Here is a 19,874-nt window from a genome sequence, read left to right on the forward strand (position 1 = left end):
ATGATGTTTTGACGAGGGATCTTCAGGCGCAGGCGGCCGAAAGTTCCGCCACTCCTGATATTGATCTGCCGGAGACGCCAGCTCCGACGCCCGCGTTCCAAATGCCGCCGCGCCCGTCGGCGCGCACGAAAGCCGCCGCATCCGACGACGGCGATCTCCTTCCGCCCGCGAAGTACGCAGGACTCTTCGCCGCATCGGCAAAAGCTTTCGACGTTCCTGAGAATGTGCTGATGGCGCTCGCGCATCAGGAATCGCGCTATAACCCGATGGCGCTCGGCCAGCAGACGCAATGGGGCCGCGCGAAGGGCATGGGCCAGTTCACCGACGACACCGCGCGCCGGCTCGGCATCAACCCGTACAACCCGGATGAAGCAATCCCGGCGATGGCGAAGGAGATCCGCCGCCGCCTCGACGCCGGTTATTCGATGGCCGACGTCGTGAAGGCGCACTTCGGCGGCGACAACCGAAACTATTGGGGCGACAACACCGCGAAGTACGAGCGCGAAGTGATGCCGAAGATCGATCGCATCGGCGCGCTTCTGCAGGGCTCGAAGGTCAATCTCGATCCGTCGCTCGGCGATGGCGAGCAGGTTATGGGTAACGACGCGGCGAATCTGCAAGCGTCGCTCGACAAGGACGAGCCCGGCCGCTATCAGGTGCTTTCGCCGGACGAAGCCGCGCAGATCGAAGCCAAGCAGAAGGCCGCCGCGCCGGCCGGGCCCGCCTCCGCACCGGCGCCCGCGTCGACGCCTGCCGCAGATGGCCTCTCGAGCACGCCGAAGAGCGCGCTCGGCGACGCAGCGCGTGGCGTCGTGGACTTCCTGAATCCGTTTAGCGATCGCCCGCAAGACGCCGCGGAAAACTCATATCTGAGCAAGTCGCTCAAGGCGGGCCTGTACGACACGGCCGGCGCGGCCGCGAAGATTCTCGACACGCTCAACCCGTTCACGCTTTCGAAGGCGGACGCGGCCGCACTGTTCAAGGACGATCCGAAGAAGCTCAAGGAAGTGCAGGACAGCAGTGCGTCGATGATCCTGTCGCGCTTCGCCGCATCGATGCAGAAGCACGGCAACGACACGATGGACGAGATCACGCCGGACGCGAAGGCGCGCTTCGGCGATCTCCAATACGCGACGCTCGATCCGAAGAAGGCCGCGTATCTCGAGCCGGCGAAGGTTGTTGGCGATGCGATCCGCTCGCTGCCGACGATGGCCGCGCTCGCGGTCACGGCATACCTGACGAAAGGCGCGTCGGCGCGCGCTGAAGCGCAGGCGCTTGAGCAGGGCATGACGAAGGAAGCCGCGCGCCAAGTCGGCATTGAAGCTGCGCAGCATGCGGCCGCACGCGTGGGCGCGGGCTCCGAAGGCGCGGTCGGCTACGCGCAGCAATCGCTTCAGACGGCCGACTCGCTCAAGGACAAGACGCCGGAAGAACTCGCGAAAACGTCGCCGCAGTATCACGAACTGCTGAAGCAGGGCTATACGCCCGAGACGGCCAAGGCGCAACTCATTGCGGACACCGCCGAGGCATCCGGCCAAGTCGGCGGCATCGTCGACGCTGCAGTGAATCACGTCGGCGGTCACTTCCTTGGCAAGATCCTCACGGAAGGCGGCCCGTTCATCAAGCGCGTGATGAAGGGCTTCGCCAACGAAGGTTCGACGGAAGCCGTGCAGAGCGCGGGCGAACAACTCGGCCAGAACGTCGCGACGCAACAGAACATCGACCAGAATCAAGACCTGTTCGATGGCGTCGGCGAGAACATGGCGCAGGGGCTTGCCGTCGGCGGCCTGACTGGCGGTGCGATGTCGGGCGCCGCGGGCCGTGGTGGTCCGCAGCATAAGGCGATCGACCCGAACGCGGACCCGAACACGATCGACGGCGGCATCAATCAAACCGGAAGCACGCCGGGTTGGGCGACCGACCGCCCGGCGGGCACGCCGCAACTCAACGCGCCGACGCGTCAACTCAACGGCCCCGCGCCGACGCAGACGCAAGCGGCACCCGACGATGGTCCGCTGACGGCCGCTGTGAAGAACGCCGCCGGCCAGCACGCCGCGCAGAAAGAAGGCGTCGCGACCGCCGCGAAGGCGGGCGAACGCGTCGTTGTGAATGGTCCGCAAGGCCAGTTGACCGGCGCAATCGATCGTTACCGCGCAGGCCCGAACGGCGAGTTCGCCGCGCGCGTGCTCGGCGACGACGGCCAGATCTATCACTTCACGCACGCCGACGGCGTGACGATCGCGCCGGAAGGTGCGGAGCAAGCTGCTGCGCCCGAGCAAGACGCCGCGCCGGTCGAGCAAGCCGCCGAAGCGCCGGTCGCGCCGGCACCGGAAAAGCCGGCCGCGCCCGAGCAGAAGAAGGAAGCGCCCGCCGAAGCGAAGCCGGACGCAGCCGCGACGCGCACGATCAACGTGAAGGGCCGCAAGGTCACGGTTCAATTCGCGAGCGAAGCGGAAGCCAAGCATTACGATCTCGCGCGCAACGCGAACGCCGTGCGCCTGGGCGCTGGCGTGAACTCGGAAGGCGGCAAGTCGACTGCCGCTGTGATCTCCGCGCTCGCACAGCGCAGCGGCCGCACCGAGCAGCAGATTAACGACATGCTCGAAACGTCGCGCAAGGCGGTCATGGATGCCGTGCGCGCGCATGGCGATGGCACGCTGACGCTGCCGCCGCTCACGCAGCTTGTCGCGCCGAAGCAATCCGCCAAGGAGGACTCCGCGAATGGACGTGCTGATGCTGCGCCTGCTGAACAATCCGCGAGTGCTCCTGTCGCTCGCGAAGAGCAACCCGGTAGCGCGGATAACGCTGATGGCGCTGGTCGGAGCGGACAGCAGCCGGACGCTGCACTGACGCCGAAGCGAGCCGTCGGCGGCCGCAAGGCGAAAGCGCAGGCCGCCGCGCCCGCCGTCGACACCAGCGAAGGTGCCGTGCGCGCAAAGCTGAAGTCGGACAAGGCATTCAAGGCCGCATGGCAGGCGAACAACGAGCCGGATCCGTCGACGGGCGTCGCCGGCTCATTTCTGCGTGGCTGGCTCGACGCGGAAGCCGGCAAGCCGATGGACGAAGCGAGCGTCACGCGCGCGACGCCGGACATGAAGCCGAACGGCTTCAATCCGGTCGACAGCTATCGCAGCGGCTTCGAGTCGAAGAGCCGCGGCGAGCCCGCGCGCATTCGTGCGCTGGATGATGCTGCGCCCGCCGAGCAGACGCCGCCCGCCAGCCCCGCCGCAACGACCGAGCCTGAAAAGGTGAAGTGGTTCGGTTCGCGCGAGAAGGCGGACGCGTTCATCGCGAAAAAGGGCATGGGCGAGACGCATCACGCCGTCGAGACGCAGAAGCATCGCTTCGAGATCCAGCGGAAAGCCGCCGCACCCGCCGAAGGCTTCGAACTGTTCCCGGCAGAGTCGGGCACGCTCGGCATTCCGCGCGATCAGATGCCGCAGGTTCCGACGGAATCGCACGGCGCGCTCGTCAATCACCTGAACGCGAAGGGCATCGATCATGAAACGAAGATGGTTTCGCCCGATGAACTGAAGCCCACGCAAGCGGAGTACTCCCCGGAGAAAGTCGAGAAGGCGAAGGAAGCAACGGGCGACCGCTCTGTGATCGTCGCGAACGACGGCCATATCGTCGACGGCCATCATCAAGCGCTCGCCGCGAAGGAAGAGGGCAAGGACGTTAAGGCGATCGTGCTCGACGCGCCGATTCATGAAGCGCTGGACGCGGTGAAGAACTCGCCGAGCGCACAGACTGAAGAATCGAAGCCCGAGCCGGAGACTGACCCGGAGCCGCCGAAGGGGAAGAAGCCGAAGATCGACTTCAGCAAGAACAAAATGTTCACCGAGGACAAGCTTGCGGCCGCTCGCGCGCGCCTGAAGTCGAAACTCGGCACGCTGAACAGCGGCATCGATCCGGAGATCATGGCCGATGGCCTGACGATCGCGGGCGCATACCTCGAGGCGGGCGTGCGCGAGTTCTCTGCGTTCGCTGGCGCACTCATGGATGATTTCGGCGCGAAGATCAAGCCGTATCTGCTATCGTTTTACGAGGGCGCGCGTCACTTCCCCGGTCTGGATACCGAGGGCATGACGGATAGCGCCGAAGCCAAGCGCGTGCATGGCGAACTGATGGCCGAGAAGCCGGCCGAAACGGAGAGTGAGAATGACGCCAAGCCAGTGGAAGCGGACGCTCGAGCAGGCGATGAAGGATCTAGCGCCGAAAGCGTACGCGCAGATGACGCAGGACGGAACGCTGAAGGGGTATCTGAGCAACCTGCTGGCGAACGTGTCGAACACGGTCGCGCAGATGCAGGACGAGGCGATCAACAGCAGCGTGTCGGAAGCGAGCCCGCAGTACGTGGCGGATCCGACAACGCGGACGCAGGTGCTCAACCAAAACGCAAAGTCGGCGGAAGAAACCGCCATGTCGCAAGCGGTGGAGGAAATTCGCTCCCTCGAAGCGCAGCAGGGCAAAACCATCGAATCGCCGTCGGCGACCTGACTCGCGAAGGTTCTTGGTTCAAGACTGCCGAGCGCAACGTCGGCATCATTGAGGCGGTCAAGCGCCTCGCCGCGGAAGGCCGCCGCCCGACACAGGAAGAGGCGCGCGAGCTCGCGAAATATACCGGCATGGGCGCGAGCGAGATCGCGAACGGCCTGTTCCCGAATCAGTACGGCCAGTACAAGAACGAGCAGTGGCGCGCGCTCGGCGAACGCCTGAAGGCCGCCATGACGCCGGAAGAGTATGAGACTGCACGCCGCACGACGCAGTACGCGCACTACACCAGCGAAGGCGTCATTCGCTCGATCTATAACGCGCTCGACCGGTTGGGCTTCAAGGGCGGCACGATGCTCGAGCCGGGCATGGGTGTCGGCCACTTCAACGGCCTGATGCCGGATCACATCGCCGCGAACAGCCACTACACCGGCATCGAGTATGACGGCGTGACGGCGGCAATCGCGAAGGCGCTCTATCCGCAGAGCAACATCATCCACGGCGACTACACGAAAACGTCGCTCCCGCGCGAGTTCTTCGACGCCGCGATCGGCAACCCGCCGTTCTCATCGACCAAGATCACGAACGACCCGGAGTACAAGAAGCAAGGCTTCATGCTCCACGACTATTTCTTCGCCAAGACGCTCGACCGCGTGAAGCCGGGCGGGCTCGTCGTATTCGTGACCAGCAAGGGCACGATGGACAAGGGCAGCAGCAAGGCGCGCGAGTTCATGGCCGAGCGCGCGAACCTGATCGGCGCCGTGCGCCTGCCGCAGACCGCATTCCAGGCGAACGCCGGTACGGAAGTCGTGACCGACGTCATCTTCCTGCAGAAGCGCGGCCCCGGCATCGCGGACAACGGCGTGAAGTGGATGAACACCGCCGAAGTGCAGACGCCGCAAGGCCCGGCGCACGTCAACGAATACTTCGCGGCGCACCCGGATATGGTGCTCGGCACGCACGCGCTGACTGGCTCCATGTACCGTGCGAACGAATACACGGTGCTCCCGCGCGAGGGCGACATCGAGCAGCATTTCGCTGAAGCGCTCGGCAATCTGCCGGAGAACGTCTATCGCCCGGCGCAGGGTTCGGCCGCCGAGCGCGCCGTCGTGCAGGACCGCGACTTCAATCCGAAGCATCGGAAAGAGGGCGGTCTGTACGTCGACGACAGCGGCCGCCTGATGCAAGTCGAGGACGGTTCGGGCGTCGAAGTCATGAACCGCTTCGGCTCCGATGGCAAGGTCATCGCGCTCAAGCCGCGCGAGAAAGCATGGCTGAAGGATTACGTTGCGCTGCGCGACGCGATGAAGCAGACGCAGTACGACCAATTGAACGACGGTAATTGGGAAAAGTCGCTCAAGGATCTGCAAAAGGCGTACGGTTCGTTCGTCGAAAAGCACGGCAACATCCTCGAATACACGACGATGGAGCGCACCGGCCCGGATGGCGAAGTGACGTCCACGCGCCTTTTCAAGAACCGTGCGCTCTTCGGCGTCGACGCGGAAGGCGCGCTTGCCTATGCGCTCGAAAGCATCAAGGAGGATGGTTCGATCGTGCGCGGCGCCGTGCTGCAGGGCCGCGTTCTGAACAAGCCGACGGATCCGGAGATCCACACGATGCAAGACGCGCTCTTCGTCTCACTGAACCGCAATGGCTCGCTCGATATCGACGACATCGCGCGTCTCGCGGGCGTCGAGCCGTCGCGCGTGATTGAAGATCTCGGCTCGTCGATCTATGAAGTGCCGGGCAAGGGTTGGGCGCTCGCGGACGATTACCTGTCCGGTAACGTCGTGCGCAAGCTGAAGGAAGCGCGCGCCGCGGCGCGCACGAACCCGCGCTTTCAGCGCAACGTCGAAGCGCTGATTGCAGCGCAGCCGCGCCCGCTCGGCCCGACGGATATTTCGGTGCGCCTTGGTCAGAATTGGGTGCAGCCGAAGGACATCGAGGACTTCGCGAAGGAAGTCATCGGCGATCGCATGCGCGTGACGTACAACGCTGCGCTGAACGCGTGGGACGTGACGCCGTACGAGCGCAACGTGTCCGAATGGAGCATGGAGCGCATGCCGTCGAGCATGATTCTCGACGCCGCGCTGAACTCGCGTCAGGTGAAGATCACGTATAAGGATCAGGCGGGCAAGACGCACACCGATGCCGAGGCAACCGAAAAGGCGAACGACATCCTGCGCAAGATGAAGGAGGCGTTCCGCCGCTGGATCTGGACCGATACGAAGCGCGCCGAGCGCTTGACCGCGCACTACAACGAGCACTTCAACAACATCGCGCCGCGCAAGTTCGACGGCTCGCACCTGACGTTGCCGGGCCTGTCGTCGCGCTTCAAGCCGTACGACCATCAGAAGCGCGCGATCTGGCGTCAGATTCAGCAGGGCGACACATACCTTGCGCACGCCGTCGGCGCAGGCAAGACGTTCGAAATGATCGCGGGCGGCATGGAGCAGCGCCGGCTCGGCCTCATCAAGAAGCCGGTCTATGTGGTGCCGAATCACATGCTCGCGCAGTTCGCGCGCGAATTCCTCGAGTTCTATCCGGCCGCCAACATCATGGTTGCGGACGAGCAGAATTTCCACACGCACAATCGCCGCCGCTTCATCGCGCAAGCCGCGCTGAACAATCCTGACGCGATCGTGATTACGCATTCCGCGTTCGGCCGCATCGGCATGAGCAAGGAGTTCTCCGACGGCTACATCAACAAGCAGATTGCCGAATGGCAAGAAATGCTCGACGACGTGGACAAGGGCGACCGCATCACGACGAAGCAAATCGAGCGCCGCATCGAGACGCTCGAGCGCCGACTGGAAGGCAAGCAGAGCAACGAAAAGAAGGACAAGGTTCTGACGTTCGAAGAACTCGGCGCCGACATGCTCTACGTCGACGAATTCCATGAGTTCCGCAAGCTCGACTTCGCGACGAATCAGGGCAACATCAAGGGCATCGACCCGGCTGGCTCGCAACGCGCAATGGACCTGATGATGAAGGTCGAATATCTGCGCGGCAAGAATCCCGGCCGCGCGATCGTCGCGGCATCCGGAACGCCGATCACGAACACGATGGGCGAACTCTTCACGGTGCAACGCTTCTTCCAAGCGCAGCAGCTTGAGGAAGATGGCCTTGATAACTTCGACGCGTGGGCCGCGCAGTACGGCGACGTCGTGACGGGGCTTGAGCAGAACGCGGCAGGCGGCTATGAGAACGTCGCGCGCTTCGCCAAGTTTCAGAACGTGCCGGAATTGATGCGCCGCGTTCGCTCGTTCATGGACATCCTGACGAGCTCGAATCTCGGCGCGCTGGTGGAGCGTCCGACGGTCGATGGCGGTCAGCGCCAAGTCGTCGTGACGCAGGCGCCGGACGGCTACAAGGAGTATCAAAAGAAGCTCGAGCAGCGCATCGCCGCAATCCGCGCGCGCAAGGGTCCGCCGCAGAAGGGCGACGACATCATCCTGAAGGTGATTTCCGACGGCCGCTTCTCGGCGATTGATCTGCGATTCGTTGACCCGTCGCGCCCGAACGATCCCAAGTCGAAGCTCAATAAGATGCTAGACGATGTGATCGCGGCATATCGCGAGACGGCGAACAACGAATACACCGACAAGGCGACCGGCAAGCCGGACCCGATCAAGGGCTCGTCGCTCATCATCTTTACGGACATCGGTCTTGGCGAGGCCGCAGCAGAAAGCCGCGGTTTCGACATGCACGCGTGGATCGAGCGCCGCCTGACGGAAGCCGGCGTGCCGCGCGCGCACATCGCGTTCATGCGCGATAACAAGCAGCATGCGAAGAAGGAGCGCTTGTTCGCGGCGATGCGCGCGGGCGAGAAGCGCATCCTGATCGGCGGCAAGGACATGGAAACGGGCGTGAACGTGCAGAAGCGCCTGACGCACCTGTTCCACCTGGACGCGCCGTGGTTCCCGGCATCGGTCGAGCAGCGCGAGGGCCGCATCGTCCGTCAGGGCAACCAGAATCCGAACGTGGCGATCAACGCCTACGCGACGAAGGGCAGCTACGACAGCACGATGTGGGGCATGAATGCGCGCAAGGCGCGCTTCATCGAGCAGGCCATGAACGGCGACGATTCGATCCGCTCGCTGGATGACGTGTCGGAAGCGTCGGCGTTCGAAATGGCGGCCGCGCTGGCATCGGGCGACGAGCGCTATCTGCGCCTCGCCGGCCTGAAAGGCGACGTCGACCGCCTCGAGCGCCTTCGCTCGGCGCACTACGACGAGCAGAACAAGCTGATGCGCGACAAGCATTGGGCTGAGTCCAATGTCGAGCGCAATCAGAAGCTTCTGCAGGCGATCGATACCGCGCTCGCGGCGCGCAAGGCAATCCGCGCGGGCGACTTCGAAGCCACGGTCGGCGAAACGAAGTACGACGCGCGCGACGATTTCTCGGCCGCGATCTTCGATGAATTCAAGCGCCTGTCCGACGACAGTTTCGACGGCGAGCAGAAGATTGGCGAGATCGGCGGTTTCCCGGTCACGTATTACGGCGTGCGCGGCAACAAGCTCGGTGACTACAGCGCAAGCGTTCACGTCGGCTTGCCGACCGATCCGTCGCCGCTCGTTCGTTGGCCGGTCGACGCAGACTTCGCAATCAACGGCATCGCGGCGCGCGCGGCGAACCAGATCAACGGTCTGGACAAGGAAGCGGCCGAGTCGCGCAACGTCATCGAGCGCGAGCAGCGCCGCCTGAAGCAGATCGAAAGCCGCTTGGGGGCACCGTTCCCGGAAGAGTCGGAATTGCTCGAGAAGGTCGCGGACATGAACGAGCTCGAAACCGAGCTTGCGAAGGAGCAGCCCGAGCAACAGCCGAGCGCCGAAGCGCTCGCCGCGACGCTCGACGTCGATCCGACGGCCGGCGGCGACAAGCCGCGATATTCCATCGGCCCGGATGGCAAGGTTTCCGCCGAGTTCGGCCCGGTGCTCGAGCAGTTCAAGGACAACCCGCAGGGCGCAATCGAACGTCTGATGCAGGACAAGACGGGCGAGGCGGTCGGTGTGGTGAACCGTCCCGGCATCGGCGAGGTCAGCCTTGTCTATGGCGACAGCAGCAAGGGGCTCGCGCACATCGCGCACCGCCGCGGCGCAGAGTGGCTTGACGGGCTTGCCGATCTCCTGCAAAACGGCACGGTCTACAGCATTCCCGGTCATACCGATCGCGTCTACATCGGCGATGGCCGCCGCGAGGCTTCGATTCGTCTGGATTGGGATGGTCAGGCTAAGACGTGGCTTGTGACGGCATACAACCGCCGCACGCCGATGGACAACTTGGCAGGGGGTGAGAACGGCCGCGCGAGTATTGCGAACCTACGCGCACTTGATACGACCGACAGAACCCTTCCTCAGTCGCACCGCTCTCAGACCATTGTAGAACGGTCCAGCGAAAATGCAAATGTCATTCGCGGCGATGTTGGTGCGGCGCTGCGCACTGGCGAGCTTGGCGCGTTCGTTTCGGGCCTTATCGAAGGCGGCGCTATCGTGCTGCACCATACCGCACAAGACATCCCGGGTTCGCACCCGGCGGGCACGCAGGCGGTCGCAATGCCGGACGGCACAATCCATCTTGCGGCCGACAACCTGACGCCGGAGACGGCGCAAGCGGTCCTGCTTCACGAAATGTTCCACGGCCCGGTGCGCGGCCTGATCGGCGACGCGGCATGGCAAAACCTGCTGAAGCGCCTTCACTCGCTGCGCATGCAAGCCGAGCGCTCGACGGGCGCCGCGCGCCAGTTCTACGACGCGGCGCGGCGCCGCGTGGCGGGCGCGGAGTTGGCTGGCGATGCGATGGAAAACGACGCGGTGCGCGCGGAAGAGTTCGGCGCGTACACGGTCGAGGAATACGAGCAGGCGCCGGGCGCGTTCCGGAAGTGGGCGGATGACGTGCTCGGCGCGGTGAAGTCGTGGCTGCTGCGCAAGTTCGGCATCCAACTCGGCAAGGTGACGCCTGCGCAACTGCGCGCGCTCGCGGCCGCGGCGCTGCGCGATCGCGCGACGACGCCGAACGGCCCGACCGAGCCGCGCGGGCCGCGTCGCTCCGTCTCGAAGGAAGAGGCGGAAGAAGCGCTTCGCCGCGCGCACGAATCGTTGGACGAAGCGCCGGAAATGCGCGCCGATTACGTCGGTCGCGTGGTGTCGGATCTGTCGCTCGTCTCGCGCGTGTTCAACTATCCGCGCCAGATCGCGGCGTTCTTCCCGAAATTCACGCCGGTCTATAAGACGGGCATCAGCCAGGGTGAAACCCGCGACGCGACGATCAGCGAACTCGGCCAGCACGCGCAGGCGTACGACCGCCTGCCGCAAGAGAGCAAGCTGAACGTCAATCGTGTGCTCGAGCTTGGCCGCCTGATGTCGCAAAACTTCGAGGCTGACGAGCTGCGCGACGGCGTGACGAATACCGGCTCGCGGCGCGGCATCGAAATGGTCAACGGCAAGCCGCAAGTCGTGGACGTTCCTTTCGAATCCACGCTTACGAGCGTCGGCGAAGTCGTCAAGCTGACGGACAGCGAGATCAAGGCGTATCTCGGCCTGCGCGACATGTTCGATGCGGCGCTCGACAAGTTCCGCGATCAGACGCTTGAGGAACTCGGCTTGGGCCAGTTTAAAGGCCAGTCGGATGTCGCGCAGAAGATCACGGCGCTTATCACGCCGCAGGTAGGAGCGAAGGAGGCCGAGCGCCTCGAGAACATGGCTCGCTTCGTGTCGGAGATCGAGCAGGCGAAGCGCGCGGGCTACGTGCCATTCACACGCTATGGCGATTACGTCGTGACGGTGAAGGAGCAACAAGCCGACGGCACGGAAAGGACTGTCTACTCGACGAAGGTGGAGACGGGCCTGACCGATATTCTCGGCGAGCGCAAGGCGAAGCAAACGCAGGGCAGCATCGAGCAGATTCCGGCAGTGAAGGCGGCGATCGACGCGGCGCGCGCAAAGTATGTCGACGGTCACAAAAACCGCCGCATCAGCGCGTTCGCCCCGGAGCAGCGCAAGGCGGACGATCCGGTGAAACTCTCCGACGTCGATGCGCTCGCGCAGATCGCGAACATCGACAACGATACGTGGGACGCCGTGCGCGACCAACTCGCCGACGCGATCAAGGGCAAGTCGTTCCGCAAACACTTCTTCCATTCGGACAACGTGCCGGGCTATACCGGCGACTTCGAGCGCGGCATCGCGGATTACATCATCGGTATGGCCGGCTACCTCGCGCGGCGCTCGCACATGAAGCAGTGGGATGGCGCGGTCAACGACATCGTTGGTCAGCCGAAGCTTTACAGCTACGCGCAGAAGTACCGCGCGTACGTGAACGAGCCGCAGGAAGAACTCGCGACCGTGCGCCAGATGGGCTACTTCATGTACATCGCGGGCACGCCGGCAACCGCGTTCGCGAACTTGACGCAGGTTCCGCTGCTGACGTTCCCGACGCTAATGCAAGTCGCCGCGCCGCACCGCGTCTCGTTCGAACTGGCGCGCGCGTACAAGGACGTGTTCGCGATGCTCGCGATGCCGCGCGTCGGGCTGGACATTTTCGATCCGAACAAGGCGCCCGCCGACGTGCGCGATATCGTTAAAGAGGCGTGGGCTGAAGGCGCGTTTGTGCCGCAGGACACGTACGAAATGATGATGACCGCGCGTCAGCGCAACGTCGGCCGCCGCCGTCTGGTGAAGTACGCCAACATGACATCGCAGGCTGTGTCGGTGCTGTTCTCCGGCGCCGAACGCCTGAATCGTCTGGTGACGTTCATCGCGGCCGCGCGCCTCGCGCAGAAGGACGCGACGCGCCGGAAGGCAGAAACGTCGCTCGGACAGAACGCGCTCGCGCGTCAGACGATTCTCGGCAAGAACCGTTGGAGCCCGAAGGCATTCGCCGAATGGGCCGTCGATGAAAGCCAGTTCCGCATGGGTAAGGCGAACCGGCCGGGCGTCATGCGCGGGCTCGGCGCCGTCATCATGCAGTTCAAGGGCTTCATGATTCAAACGCTCGAGACGTGGTATCGCATGGCGAAGCTGCACGGCACTAAGGGCAAGATGGCGGCCGCCGCATCGCTCGCGACGCTCTACGCGCTGTCGGGCTTTTGGGGCATGCCGGGCGCGGACGACATGCGCAAGGTGGTCGAGGCGGCCTACACGAACATCACGAAGGAAGATCTCGACCTGAAAACCGAGCTTCGCGAATGGGTTGCCAAGACGTCGGGCAGCAACGTCATCGCGCAGATCGTGAACAAGGGTGTGACGTATCCGGCGGGCGTGGATCTGACGCGCGTCGGCATGGGTTCGATCATGCCGGATTCGGCGCTCAATGCGGCCGGCGTCTCGTTCGACATGCTGGTCGGCCGCCCGACGCGCGCTTTCCAGAAGTCGCAGGCAGGCGACGGCTTCGGAGCGGCCGCCGAGCTCGCGCCGAACTTCATGAAGAACTGGATCACGGCCGGCGGTTGGGCGGTCGACGGCGTGCGCGACAGCAAGGGCAATCGCATCCTGAACCCGGAAGATCTGAGCAACACGGATCTCGCGATGAAGGCAATGGGCTTCACGCCGTCGAAGGTCACGGACATCAAGGACTACACGTACGCGCAGAAGCGCGCCGCGGCATCCGTTGATGGTCTGCGCCGCGACTTCAACGACAAGCTTGCGCGCATCATGGTTCAGATGGAGAAGGCCAAGACGGACGAAGAGCGCGCGAAGCTTGACGCCGAAATGGGCCAGATCTTCGCTGACATCGACGCGCACAACCAGAAGGCGGACGCGGCAGGCAAGCCGGGCGACATCATCAAGATCGAGCGCGGTGCGCTGCGTCGCAAGATTGACACCGAGCGCAACGGCGCGGCCGGCATGTGGGGTCGCGAGTCGAAGAAGCAGCGCGGCGAAGCGGAGGAACGCCGCGCACTGTTCGGTCTAGCGCCGAAAGACTGATAGGGCGATGAACGCGGCGACGTGCGCCGCAAGGAAAGCGATTGCTACCCACCCAAGGCGGCGTCGCTTTCTGTCGTCTACACCGTATGGGTAATTTGTGGAATCTGGTGCGGGCATGGCTCGTCCTTTGGCCGGTCGGTCAGGACGGCAGCGAAAGCACGGCATCGTTTCGCGCCCACGGTAGTCAGAATTGACTGTTACTTGGTCTTTGCTGCTTCTTGTGCGTCGAGCTTTTCGACAAAGGCGCGGATCTTTTTTGCGCGCTCAACCTCTCGCGTCGCGGCCGCTGCGACCACTTCGCGGATAAACGACGCTTTCGAGTGGATGAAGTTGTTTTCGATCAGCCATTCGAGCTGCAACATCGTCGGCTCCGGGAAGGGGCAGTTGATCGCCACTTTCTTCGCCGGATCGCCTTCGGCCCATCGTCCCTCGCTGATGCCTGTCTTTTCCTTCGGGCCGGGCGTGGTGCGCCGACGCGGGTTCATGTTCGCCATTCGATCTCCAAGCGTAATGATATTGTGCTTTGGTGCGACACTAAACTAATGCGCACGGCATAGTTTCTCAGATATTCGGTTCCCAATAAAGATATCTCTAAACAAAAAACGGTCGCAAAATCAGACCGTTGCACATAGAATCCGACCATTAGAAGCGGAGTCTTTTCAATGGTCCCCGACGATTACATCGAACAAGTCTTAAAAACCGAGGCGGGATACGTGAACGATCCGGCCGATCGCGGCGGCGAAACCAACTTCGGCATCACGGCGGCTGTCGCGCGGGCCTTTGGCTACCAAGGCGCAATGCGTGACATGAAGCGCTCCGATGCGATCGCGATCTATCGCCAGCGCTATTGGACGCAACCGAAGTTCGACCAGATCAACGCTATCGATGCGCGCCTCGCGTTCATCCTGTTCGATACAGGCGTGAACATGGGGCAGGCGACCGGCGTCAAGTATCTGCAGCGCTCGCTCAACGTGCTCAACAACGAGGGTGCGCTTTATCCCGACATCACCGCCGACGGCGGCATCGGCGCTATGACGCTCTCGGCGCTCAATGCGTTTGTCGGTGCGCGTGGCACGCGCGGCCTCTCCGTGCTGTGCGACATGGTTAAGCACCTACGCGGCGCGAGCTACATCGAGCAGGCCGAAAGCAAGTCGTCTCAGGAGCGCTTTGAGTACGGCTGGCAAACCCGTTTGTCTAACCTGGAGCCCGCATGAAACTGATCGACGACGCAAGCGCGGTATGGCACCGCCTCTGGTCCGTCCGCTTCGCCATTCTGTCCGCACTGTTCGGCATCGCCGCGCAGGTTCAAGACAATCTCCCGGCGATCCGTGACTTCGTGACCCCGAAAGAATTCGTCGCGCTGTCGATCGTGTGCGGCCTCGCGTCGGCACTATCGCGCGTCATCAAACAACCGTCGTTGACCGGCGGCAATCAATGATCGGGCCGGATGAATTTCAATCCGCGCTCGGCGGCAGCGGTGCAACGGCGATCGCGATGTCTGTGTTCTTCGGCATGCGGCGCTTTCTCCGGAAAGAGAAGGTCGACGCAGCAAGCGATGACGGAAAGATCGACACCATCGCGCAGCTTCGCCAGTCGCTTGCCGACGAGCGCGACGCCCGCAAGGAAGCCGATGCGCGCGCCGACAAGTTCGCGGCCGAGCGCAACGACGCCATCCAGCAGATCGGCGAGCTCAAGGGAAAAATCACGGCGCTCGAGCAGCAGGTGAAGTCGCTCAAGGAAGTCGTCGAGAAGCTATCAACCGCCGTGCATGGGAAGGAGGAACCGACACCATGACCGCAGTCCTTTCGATTCTCGCGCGGCTCGCGCCGTATCTCATTGCGGCCGTGCTCGGCGCGAGCGCGATGCATTACGTCGAGGCGCCGCGCTACGGCGCGGAGATCGCGAAAGAAGTTGCGGCGCATGCGCAAGATCTTGCGGCCGCCAACGATACGACGCAGCGCGCTCTGCAAGCCGCCGTCGCATGGAAGCAGAAGCGCGATGAGGATGTCGCGGCGCTCGATGCCAAATACACGAAGGAGAGGAACGATGCGAAAGTGGAAAACGATGCTTTGCGCGCTGCTGTTGCCGATGGCTCTCTGCGCCTGCGGTTCGCAGTCTCAAGCTGTACGTCAGGCGCAGGCAGTGGCGGTAACGTGTCCGACGCCGCCAGCGCCGCCGGCATGGATCATGGATCCGCCTGGGCCGAGCTTGACGGCGGAGCTACGAACAAGCTTTTCGGTATCACCGAGCGCGGCGACCGCGAAATAACGAAGCTTCGCGCGGCCCAAGACTACATTCGTACTGTGTGCGTGGTGCAGCCGGGATCTTGAGCGCGTCGCGCTCGCCCGGCTGCTGTCCTTTGCCTCGCCTTCGGGCGGGGCTTTTTTTATGCCTTGCAGGCGATAGTCATGCTGCGCGTGACCATCGGCCCGTACGCGGTCGGCGTGCTGCTGCTGTCACGATCCACGACGTCGTATCCCGCCGGGCATGCCTGCGTCGCGGCGCGATAGCACTTCGTCCAACTGTCGGCGGATCCGTTGCAGGAGATCGAATATCCGTTGCGGCCGTCGCCGGTCTGGATCTGATCGACACTAGCAGCGCACCCCGCGAGCGCCGCGATAACCAAACTTCCGGTAATGATTTTTATGATTTTCATAATCAATTTGACATAAGGAAACTTATCGTTCAAAACGCGAGTGTGCCTTGTGGATCTGGCTCCCATGAGAAAGCCAGTTCGGCGACGCGCCGGCCTCGCTTGCGTTCTTCGACGGTGACGACGATACCGCATTTTTCTCGAATCTCACGCAAAGACGGCTCGATGACGCGCACGCGGAGTTCCTTGTAATTGGCGCGCGCGGTCGCGCTGACTTCGAGCTTGTCGCGGAATGTGTCGACGTCCATCGAGAAGCGCCCGGCCTTGCGCCACATCGCCAGCATTTCGAAGAGTGTCCATGCGTATTTTGTCGTGAAGCGGGCCGCGTGCTTGAGCTTGTATGTCGTGAACTGCTCAGACAGGTTGAATAGCACTTGGCACACTGCATCGGACCACATCAGCGTTACGCTCGCTTCGCCGTCGTTGTACGCGATCTCCTGCACCCATCGCACCTTGCGGCCTTCCTTGCCGTTTGGCTTGATCGTCTGGATTTCCTTCGCCCACAGCGTTTTCTGGTTCGCGCGCATCTGTTCATACGCGGTGTCGCGCGACACGTCGTAGAGCTCGGCATATTCAGCCGCGGTAACGGTGTATGTCTTTCGCGTGCGGTCTGTCGTCGCCGGCAGCGGCGAATCGGACTTCACCTGCGCAATACACGCGGCAATCAATCGCTTCTCGCCGAGCGTGAGACGGTGCGCCGCGCGCGTCAGATCGTTCGCGGTTGTCACCCACTTATCGCCGAGTCGAACTGCGGTCACTTCTGCCATTGGAGCAGATTCCCCGGTATTTGGAGCACTCAAGCACCCTACTATGCCCGTTGCTCCGGTGCAAACTTCAATCTTCGGACGGCCGCGCTCCCTGTGGATAACTACCCGGCTATTTGCTCCAATTGACCGGGCTATTTGCTCCAGTTGACCCGGCTATTTGCTCCAATAACCCGGACGTATGCCCCAATAACCCGGCTATCTGCTCCATTTCGACCGGGCTATTTGCTCCAATAAGGGACTTTTGAGCCTTAAAAATCAGGGACTTGCGACGCCGAAAGCCTTTAAAAACAAGGTTAAATCTTTATTAAATCCCTAGCCGATGCCGTGAAGCTTCTTCAGCCGCGCGACTTCGCGCCGCACGCCTTCGACCATGATGTCCGTCTTGGTCATGGTCAGGACTTCGGCCAGATCGTCGATGTCGTCGAGCAAGCTGATTGGGAAGCGTGCGTTCGTCTGCAATGTCGGCTCCTTGCGGCGCTTCACCGCGCGCAGCAGCTTCATCGCCTGCGCCTTCTGGTTGCCGTCGCCCTCCACTACCGTTTCATGCTCGCGCACAACGACGGCCGGCTGAGTCTGCATAGAAGGCGGTTCGTTCGGCGGTGCGTCTGCGATTACGTCCTGCGCGCGCTCGAGATCCGCCAGGATGTTGCGCCCGCGTGGCGCTCCCATTTCCTTACTCATTTCCCGAATACTCCAAGGTAAAAGTCTTTCATTTCGTTCGCCGCATGCGGGTCGTAACCGTCCGCCTTCGACAGTTCCGCGACGCCCTGCCCTTTGTTCTTCGCGTACTTGAACGCGACGCGCGTGCCGATCATCTTCGGCATGAGCGGCAGTACGTCAGAGAATCCCTCGAGCCCCTTCTTCATGCTCTTGAGCATCGTCGGCTGTCCGGACGTCATGTTGAGCACGATGCGGATGTCGAGCGGCTTATCGAAGCGGCGCACGATGTCTGCGAGATCCGGAACGGTGTCGAGATCGTCCGGCGAAGGCGTCAGCGGCACGATCACCTTGTCGGCGACTGCAAGCGCGGCCCGAAATATCCCGGTGTCCTGCCCGCCGACGTCGATCAGCACGTCGTCGTAGCTGTCGACGAGTTCCTGCACCAATTCACCGAATGCGCGCAGATTCCCGCGATCCTCCTTGCGGAGTCTGCGCACGGCGATCTTCGCTAGATCAGGGTGTTCCTCGCGGCGCGAGATCCACTTGCTGCACGTCCCCTGATTGTCGAAGTCAGCTATCACGACGCGATACCCTACTTCTGCACGTATCGCCGCGGCGTTCTCTGTCAACGTGGACTTCCCCACGCCTCCCTTTTCTGCGCCAATCACGCATACCGACATTGGAACCCCTCTACGGTTTTGTATAGCTATACACCTAGCTATACGTTTATTCATGCGTGGATCATAGAAGGGGAATTGCAGTTTATCAAGGCGTCATTGCGCGGTGGTATGAAAAAAGCCCGGCGTGTGGCCGGGCTGCTTCGTGTGTTACTGGTAGTCTCGCCAGATAGCCGCCGCTTCTGCGCGACTCACACCTATCAGGTGACATAGCTCGTAGGCGTTCTTTCTGCGTCGCAATAGCGTCTGCACCAATGCTCGCAAGTAACGCGTCAAGCGATCCTCGCACTCGCTCATGCGCCTGTACTCCCGAATCCGCCAGTGCCGCGCGCGGTGTCGCTCAGTTCTTCCGCCTCGACGATCTGCACGACGGGCAGGGCGACAATCATTGCCTGCGCGATGCGCTCGCCGTCGCGCACCTTCGTGCAAGTCTCGCCGTCGGCGCGTAGCGAAACCATGATCTCGCCGCGGTAATCGCTGTCAATCACGCCTGCGCAGTTCGACAGGCGAATCGCATCCTTGAAGCCTTGCCCGCTGCGCGAGTGGATCATCATCACGAAACCGGGCGGGACTTCGACGGCGAGGCCGGTGCGAAAGATCGCGGCGTGCTGGTCGGTCGGGTGCGGCTTGAACGCATCCGCTTCGATCGCGTGCAGGTCAAAGCACGCGGCGCCAGCGGTCGCGAACTTCGGAACGATCGCCGCCGGATGCAGCTTCTTGATCTTCAGCAGCATTGCGCGGCCTCCTGGGCAAACAGGTTCGCAACGAGCAGGGGAGCATCCTCTTCCTCGACGGCATAGACCACTTCGCCGCCTTCCATGCCGATCGAGAACCGAACTTCCTTCTCATGCGACCAGAAGGGGACGAGCTTGATCGTCTGCCCGGCGAATTCCTTCGCCATGTTGTCCGTGCCGGCCGGCGTCGGCCCCCAATACTCGCCATCCATCCAGTAGCCGGTCGGCAGTTGGCCGGGATGCGTCGGGCGCGTCGTGACAATGATGCCTTCCGGGCACGTGCTCAATGCTTCCTCGACCATTTCGGCGGTCGGCTCGATGAACATGCGCGGCGGGTGTTCGGAGCGGTCGAACAGATCTTCGATCTCGTCATCCTCTGCCGTGCTCGATGCGAACTGATCGAGCGCTTCAACCGGCGCGGCGAGCGGAACCGGGACGATCGGCATCGGCGGGAATGCATCTTCGACGTCCGGCTCGGGCTTCTGCTCGACGAGCGTCTCGGGCTTCGCTTGTGCCGCAGCCATCATCTTTTCGAACTCTGCCTTCTGGCGCTCGAATTCCTCCTTCTGGCGCGCGAGCTCTTCCCGCTCGAGGCGAGCTGCTTCCTCGCGTGCAGCTTGCTCGGCGCGCAGGCGATTGAGTTCAGCGCGCTCGGCGTCGCGCGCGACCGATGCCGCGTGCATCGTCTGCAGCTTGAAGAGCGTCGCATCGCGCGCGGCGCGCGCTTCGGCGATGAATTCCGCGAAGCCGTCGTCGTCCGTGATCTCGTAGGCTTGCATGTCCGCGAGCGTCGCGGCGAGATCTTCCGTGCTGTCCTCTGCGGACGCGGCCGGGATCGCGCTGATTTCCGCGATGCGCTTCTGGATGCCGTCGACGCGCTCCTTTTCCTTGCGCTCGGCTTCCAGGCGTTCGCGCTCGACGCGCTCTTCCTCGAGGCGGATCTGTTCTTTGATCGGTTCCTCGAG

At 63.0% G+C, this 19,874-nt stretch carries 11 protein-coding genes and 1 pseudogene; 5 read left to right on the top strand and 7 right to left on the bottom strand.

Annotated elements, in window-relative coordinates:
- The first annotated feature begins 101 nt into the window (after positions 1-101).
- Positions 102-13,418 (top strand): PLxRFG domain-containing protein, encoded by a 13,317-nt coding sequence (locus BG60_RS36490; protein WP_051996747.1) that lies wholly within the window; start codon positions 102-104, stop codon positions 13,416-13,418.
- Between the two features lie 197 nt (positions 13,419-13,615).
- On the opposite strand, the gene BG60_RS30740 is transcribed toward BG60_RS36490, so the two are convergent.
- Positions 13,616-13,912, bottom strand: coding sequence for a hypothetical protein (locus tag BG60_RS30740; protein ID WP_034473827.1), 297 nt, complete (start codon positions 13,910-13,912; stop codon positions 13,616-13,618).
- Between the two features lie 168 nt (positions 13,913-14,080).
- On the opposite strand from BG60_RS30740, the gene BG60_RS30745 reads away from it, so the two are divergent.
- The 4 genes from BG60_RS30745 to BG60_RS36495 all read left to right on the top strand — a co-directional run bounded on the left by BG60_RS30745 (position 14,081) and on the right by BG60_RS36495 (position 15,748).
- Entirely contained in the window at positions 14,081-14,632 is a 552-nt protein-coding gene (locus BG60_RS30745) for a glycoside hydrolase family 108 protein (protein ID WP_034473829.1), read from the top strand.
- The gene (locus tag BG60_RS30750; RefSeq protein ID WP_034473831.1) at positions 14,629-14,856 is read left to right on the top strand and encodes a DUF7940 domain-containing protein; all 228 of its coding nucleotides are present in this window, start codon (positions 14,629-14,631) and stop codon (positions 14,854-14,856) included. The genes BG60_RS30745 and BG60_RS30750 overlap by 4 nt, the downstream gene beginning before the upstream one ends.
- Positions 14,853-15,212 carry a hypothetical protein gene (locus BG60_RS30755; protein ID WP_051996749.1) on the top strand — a complete coding sequence of 120 codons (360 nt, stop codon included), beginning with the start codon at positions 14,853-14,855 and terminating at the stop codon, positions 15,210-15,212. Before BG60_RS30750 ends, BG60_RS30755 begins: the two co-directional genes overlap by 4 nt.
- Positions 15,213-15,280: 68 nt before the next feature.
- Complete coding sequence (locus BG60_RS36495) at positions 15,281-15,748, top strand: lysis system i-spanin subunit Rz (protein ID WP_075583588.1); 468 nt, start codon at positions 15,281-15,283, stop codon at positions 15,746-15,748.
- Positions 15,749-15,804: 56 nt separating this feature from the next.
- Here BG60_RS36495 and BG60_RS30765 read toward each other — a convergent pair whose 3' ends face one another.
- The 6 genes and pseudogenes from BG60_RS30765 to BG60_RS38845 all read right to left on the bottom strand — a co-directional run.
- Positions 15,805-16,107 (bottom strand): hypothetical protein, encoded by a 303-nt coding sequence (locus BG60_RS30765; RefSeq protein ID WP_152563245.1) that lies wholly within the window; start codon positions 16,105-16,107, stop codon positions 15,805-15,807.
- Positions 16,104-16,838, bottom strand: a complete 735-nt coding sequence (locus tag BG60_RS30770; RefSeq protein ID WP_034473835.1) for a replication initiation protein — start codon at positions 16,836-16,838, stop codon at positions 16,104-16,106. Before BG60_RS30770 ends, BG60_RS30765 begins: the two co-directional genes overlap by 4 nt.
- A 312-nt stretch (positions 16,839-17,150) precedes the next feature.
- The gene (locus tag BG60_RS30775; protein WP_034473837.1) at positions 17,151-17,507 is read right to left on the bottom strand and encodes a hypothetical protein; all 357 of its coding nucleotides are present in this window, start codon (positions 17,505-17,507) and stop codon (positions 17,151-17,153) included.
- Positions 17,508-17,515: 8 nt separating this feature from the next.
- Entirely contained in the window at positions 17,516-18,232 is a 717-nt protein-coding gene (locus BG60_RS36500) for an AAA family ATPase (RefSeq protein WP_081851905.1), read from the bottom strand.
- 236 nt (positions 18,233-18,468) lie between these two features.
- Positions 18,469-18,909, bottom strand: a complete 441-nt coding sequence (gene dut / locus BG60_RS30785) for a dUTP diphosphatase (protein WP_034473838.1) — start codon at positions 18,907-18,909, stop codon at positions 18,469-18,471.
- A pseudogene (locus BG60_RS38845) lies at positions 18,900-19,874 on the bottom strand (hypothetical protein); the annotation flags it as partial. The pseudogene BG60_RS38845 and the gene dut, both read right to left, overlap by 10 nt.

Source organism: Caballeronia zhejiangensis, from assembly GCF_000698575.1.
Classification (GTDB): domain Bacteria; phylum Pseudomonadota; class Gammaproteobacteria; order Burkholderiales; family Burkholderiaceae; genus Caballeronia; species Caballeronia zhejiangensis.

Excerpts from the sequence above, each read along its gene's own strand:
- dut (WP_034473838.1), bottom strand. The coding sequence starts at position 18,909 with ATGCTGCTGAAGATCAAGAAGCTGCATCCGGCGGCGATCGTTCCGAAG.
- BG60_RS36490 (WP_051996747.1), top strand. The coding sequence starts at position 102 with ATGCCGCCGCGCCCGTCGGCGCGCACGAAAGCCGCCGCATCCGACGAC.
- BG60_RS36495 (WP_075583588.1), top strand. The coding sequence starts at position 15,281 with ATGCATTACGTCGAGGCGCCGCGCTACGGCGCGGAGATCGCGAAAGAA.
- BG60_RS30745 (WP_034473829.1), top strand. The coding sequence starts at position 14,081 with ATGGTCCCCGACGATTACATCGAACAAGTCTTAAAAACCGAGGCGGGA.
- BG60_RS30755 (WP_051996749.1), top strand. The coding sequence starts at position 14,853 with ATGATCGGGCCGGATGAATTTCAATCCGCGCTCGGCGGCAGCGGTGCA.
- BG60_RS30740 (WP_034473827.1), bottom strand. The coding sequence starts at position 13,912 with ATGGCGAACATGAACCCGCGTCGGCGCACCACGCCCGGCCCGAAGGAA.
- BG60_RS30770 (WP_034473835.1), bottom strand. The coding sequence starts at position 16,838 with ATGGCAGAAGTGACCGCAGTTCGACTCGGCGATAAGTGGGTGACAACC.
- BG60_RS36500 (WP_081851905.1), bottom strand. The coding sequence starts at position 18,232 with ATGAATAAACGTATAGCTAGGTGTATAGCTATACAAAACCGTAGAGGG.
- BG60_RS30750 (WP_034473831.1), top strand. The coding sequence starts at position 14,629 with ATGAAACTGATCGACGACGCAAGCGCGGTATGGCACCGCCTCTGGTCC.
- BG60_RS30775 (WP_034473837.1), bottom strand. The coding sequence starts at position 17,507 with ATGGGAGCGCCACGCGGGCGCAACATCCTGGCGGATCTCGAGCGCGCG.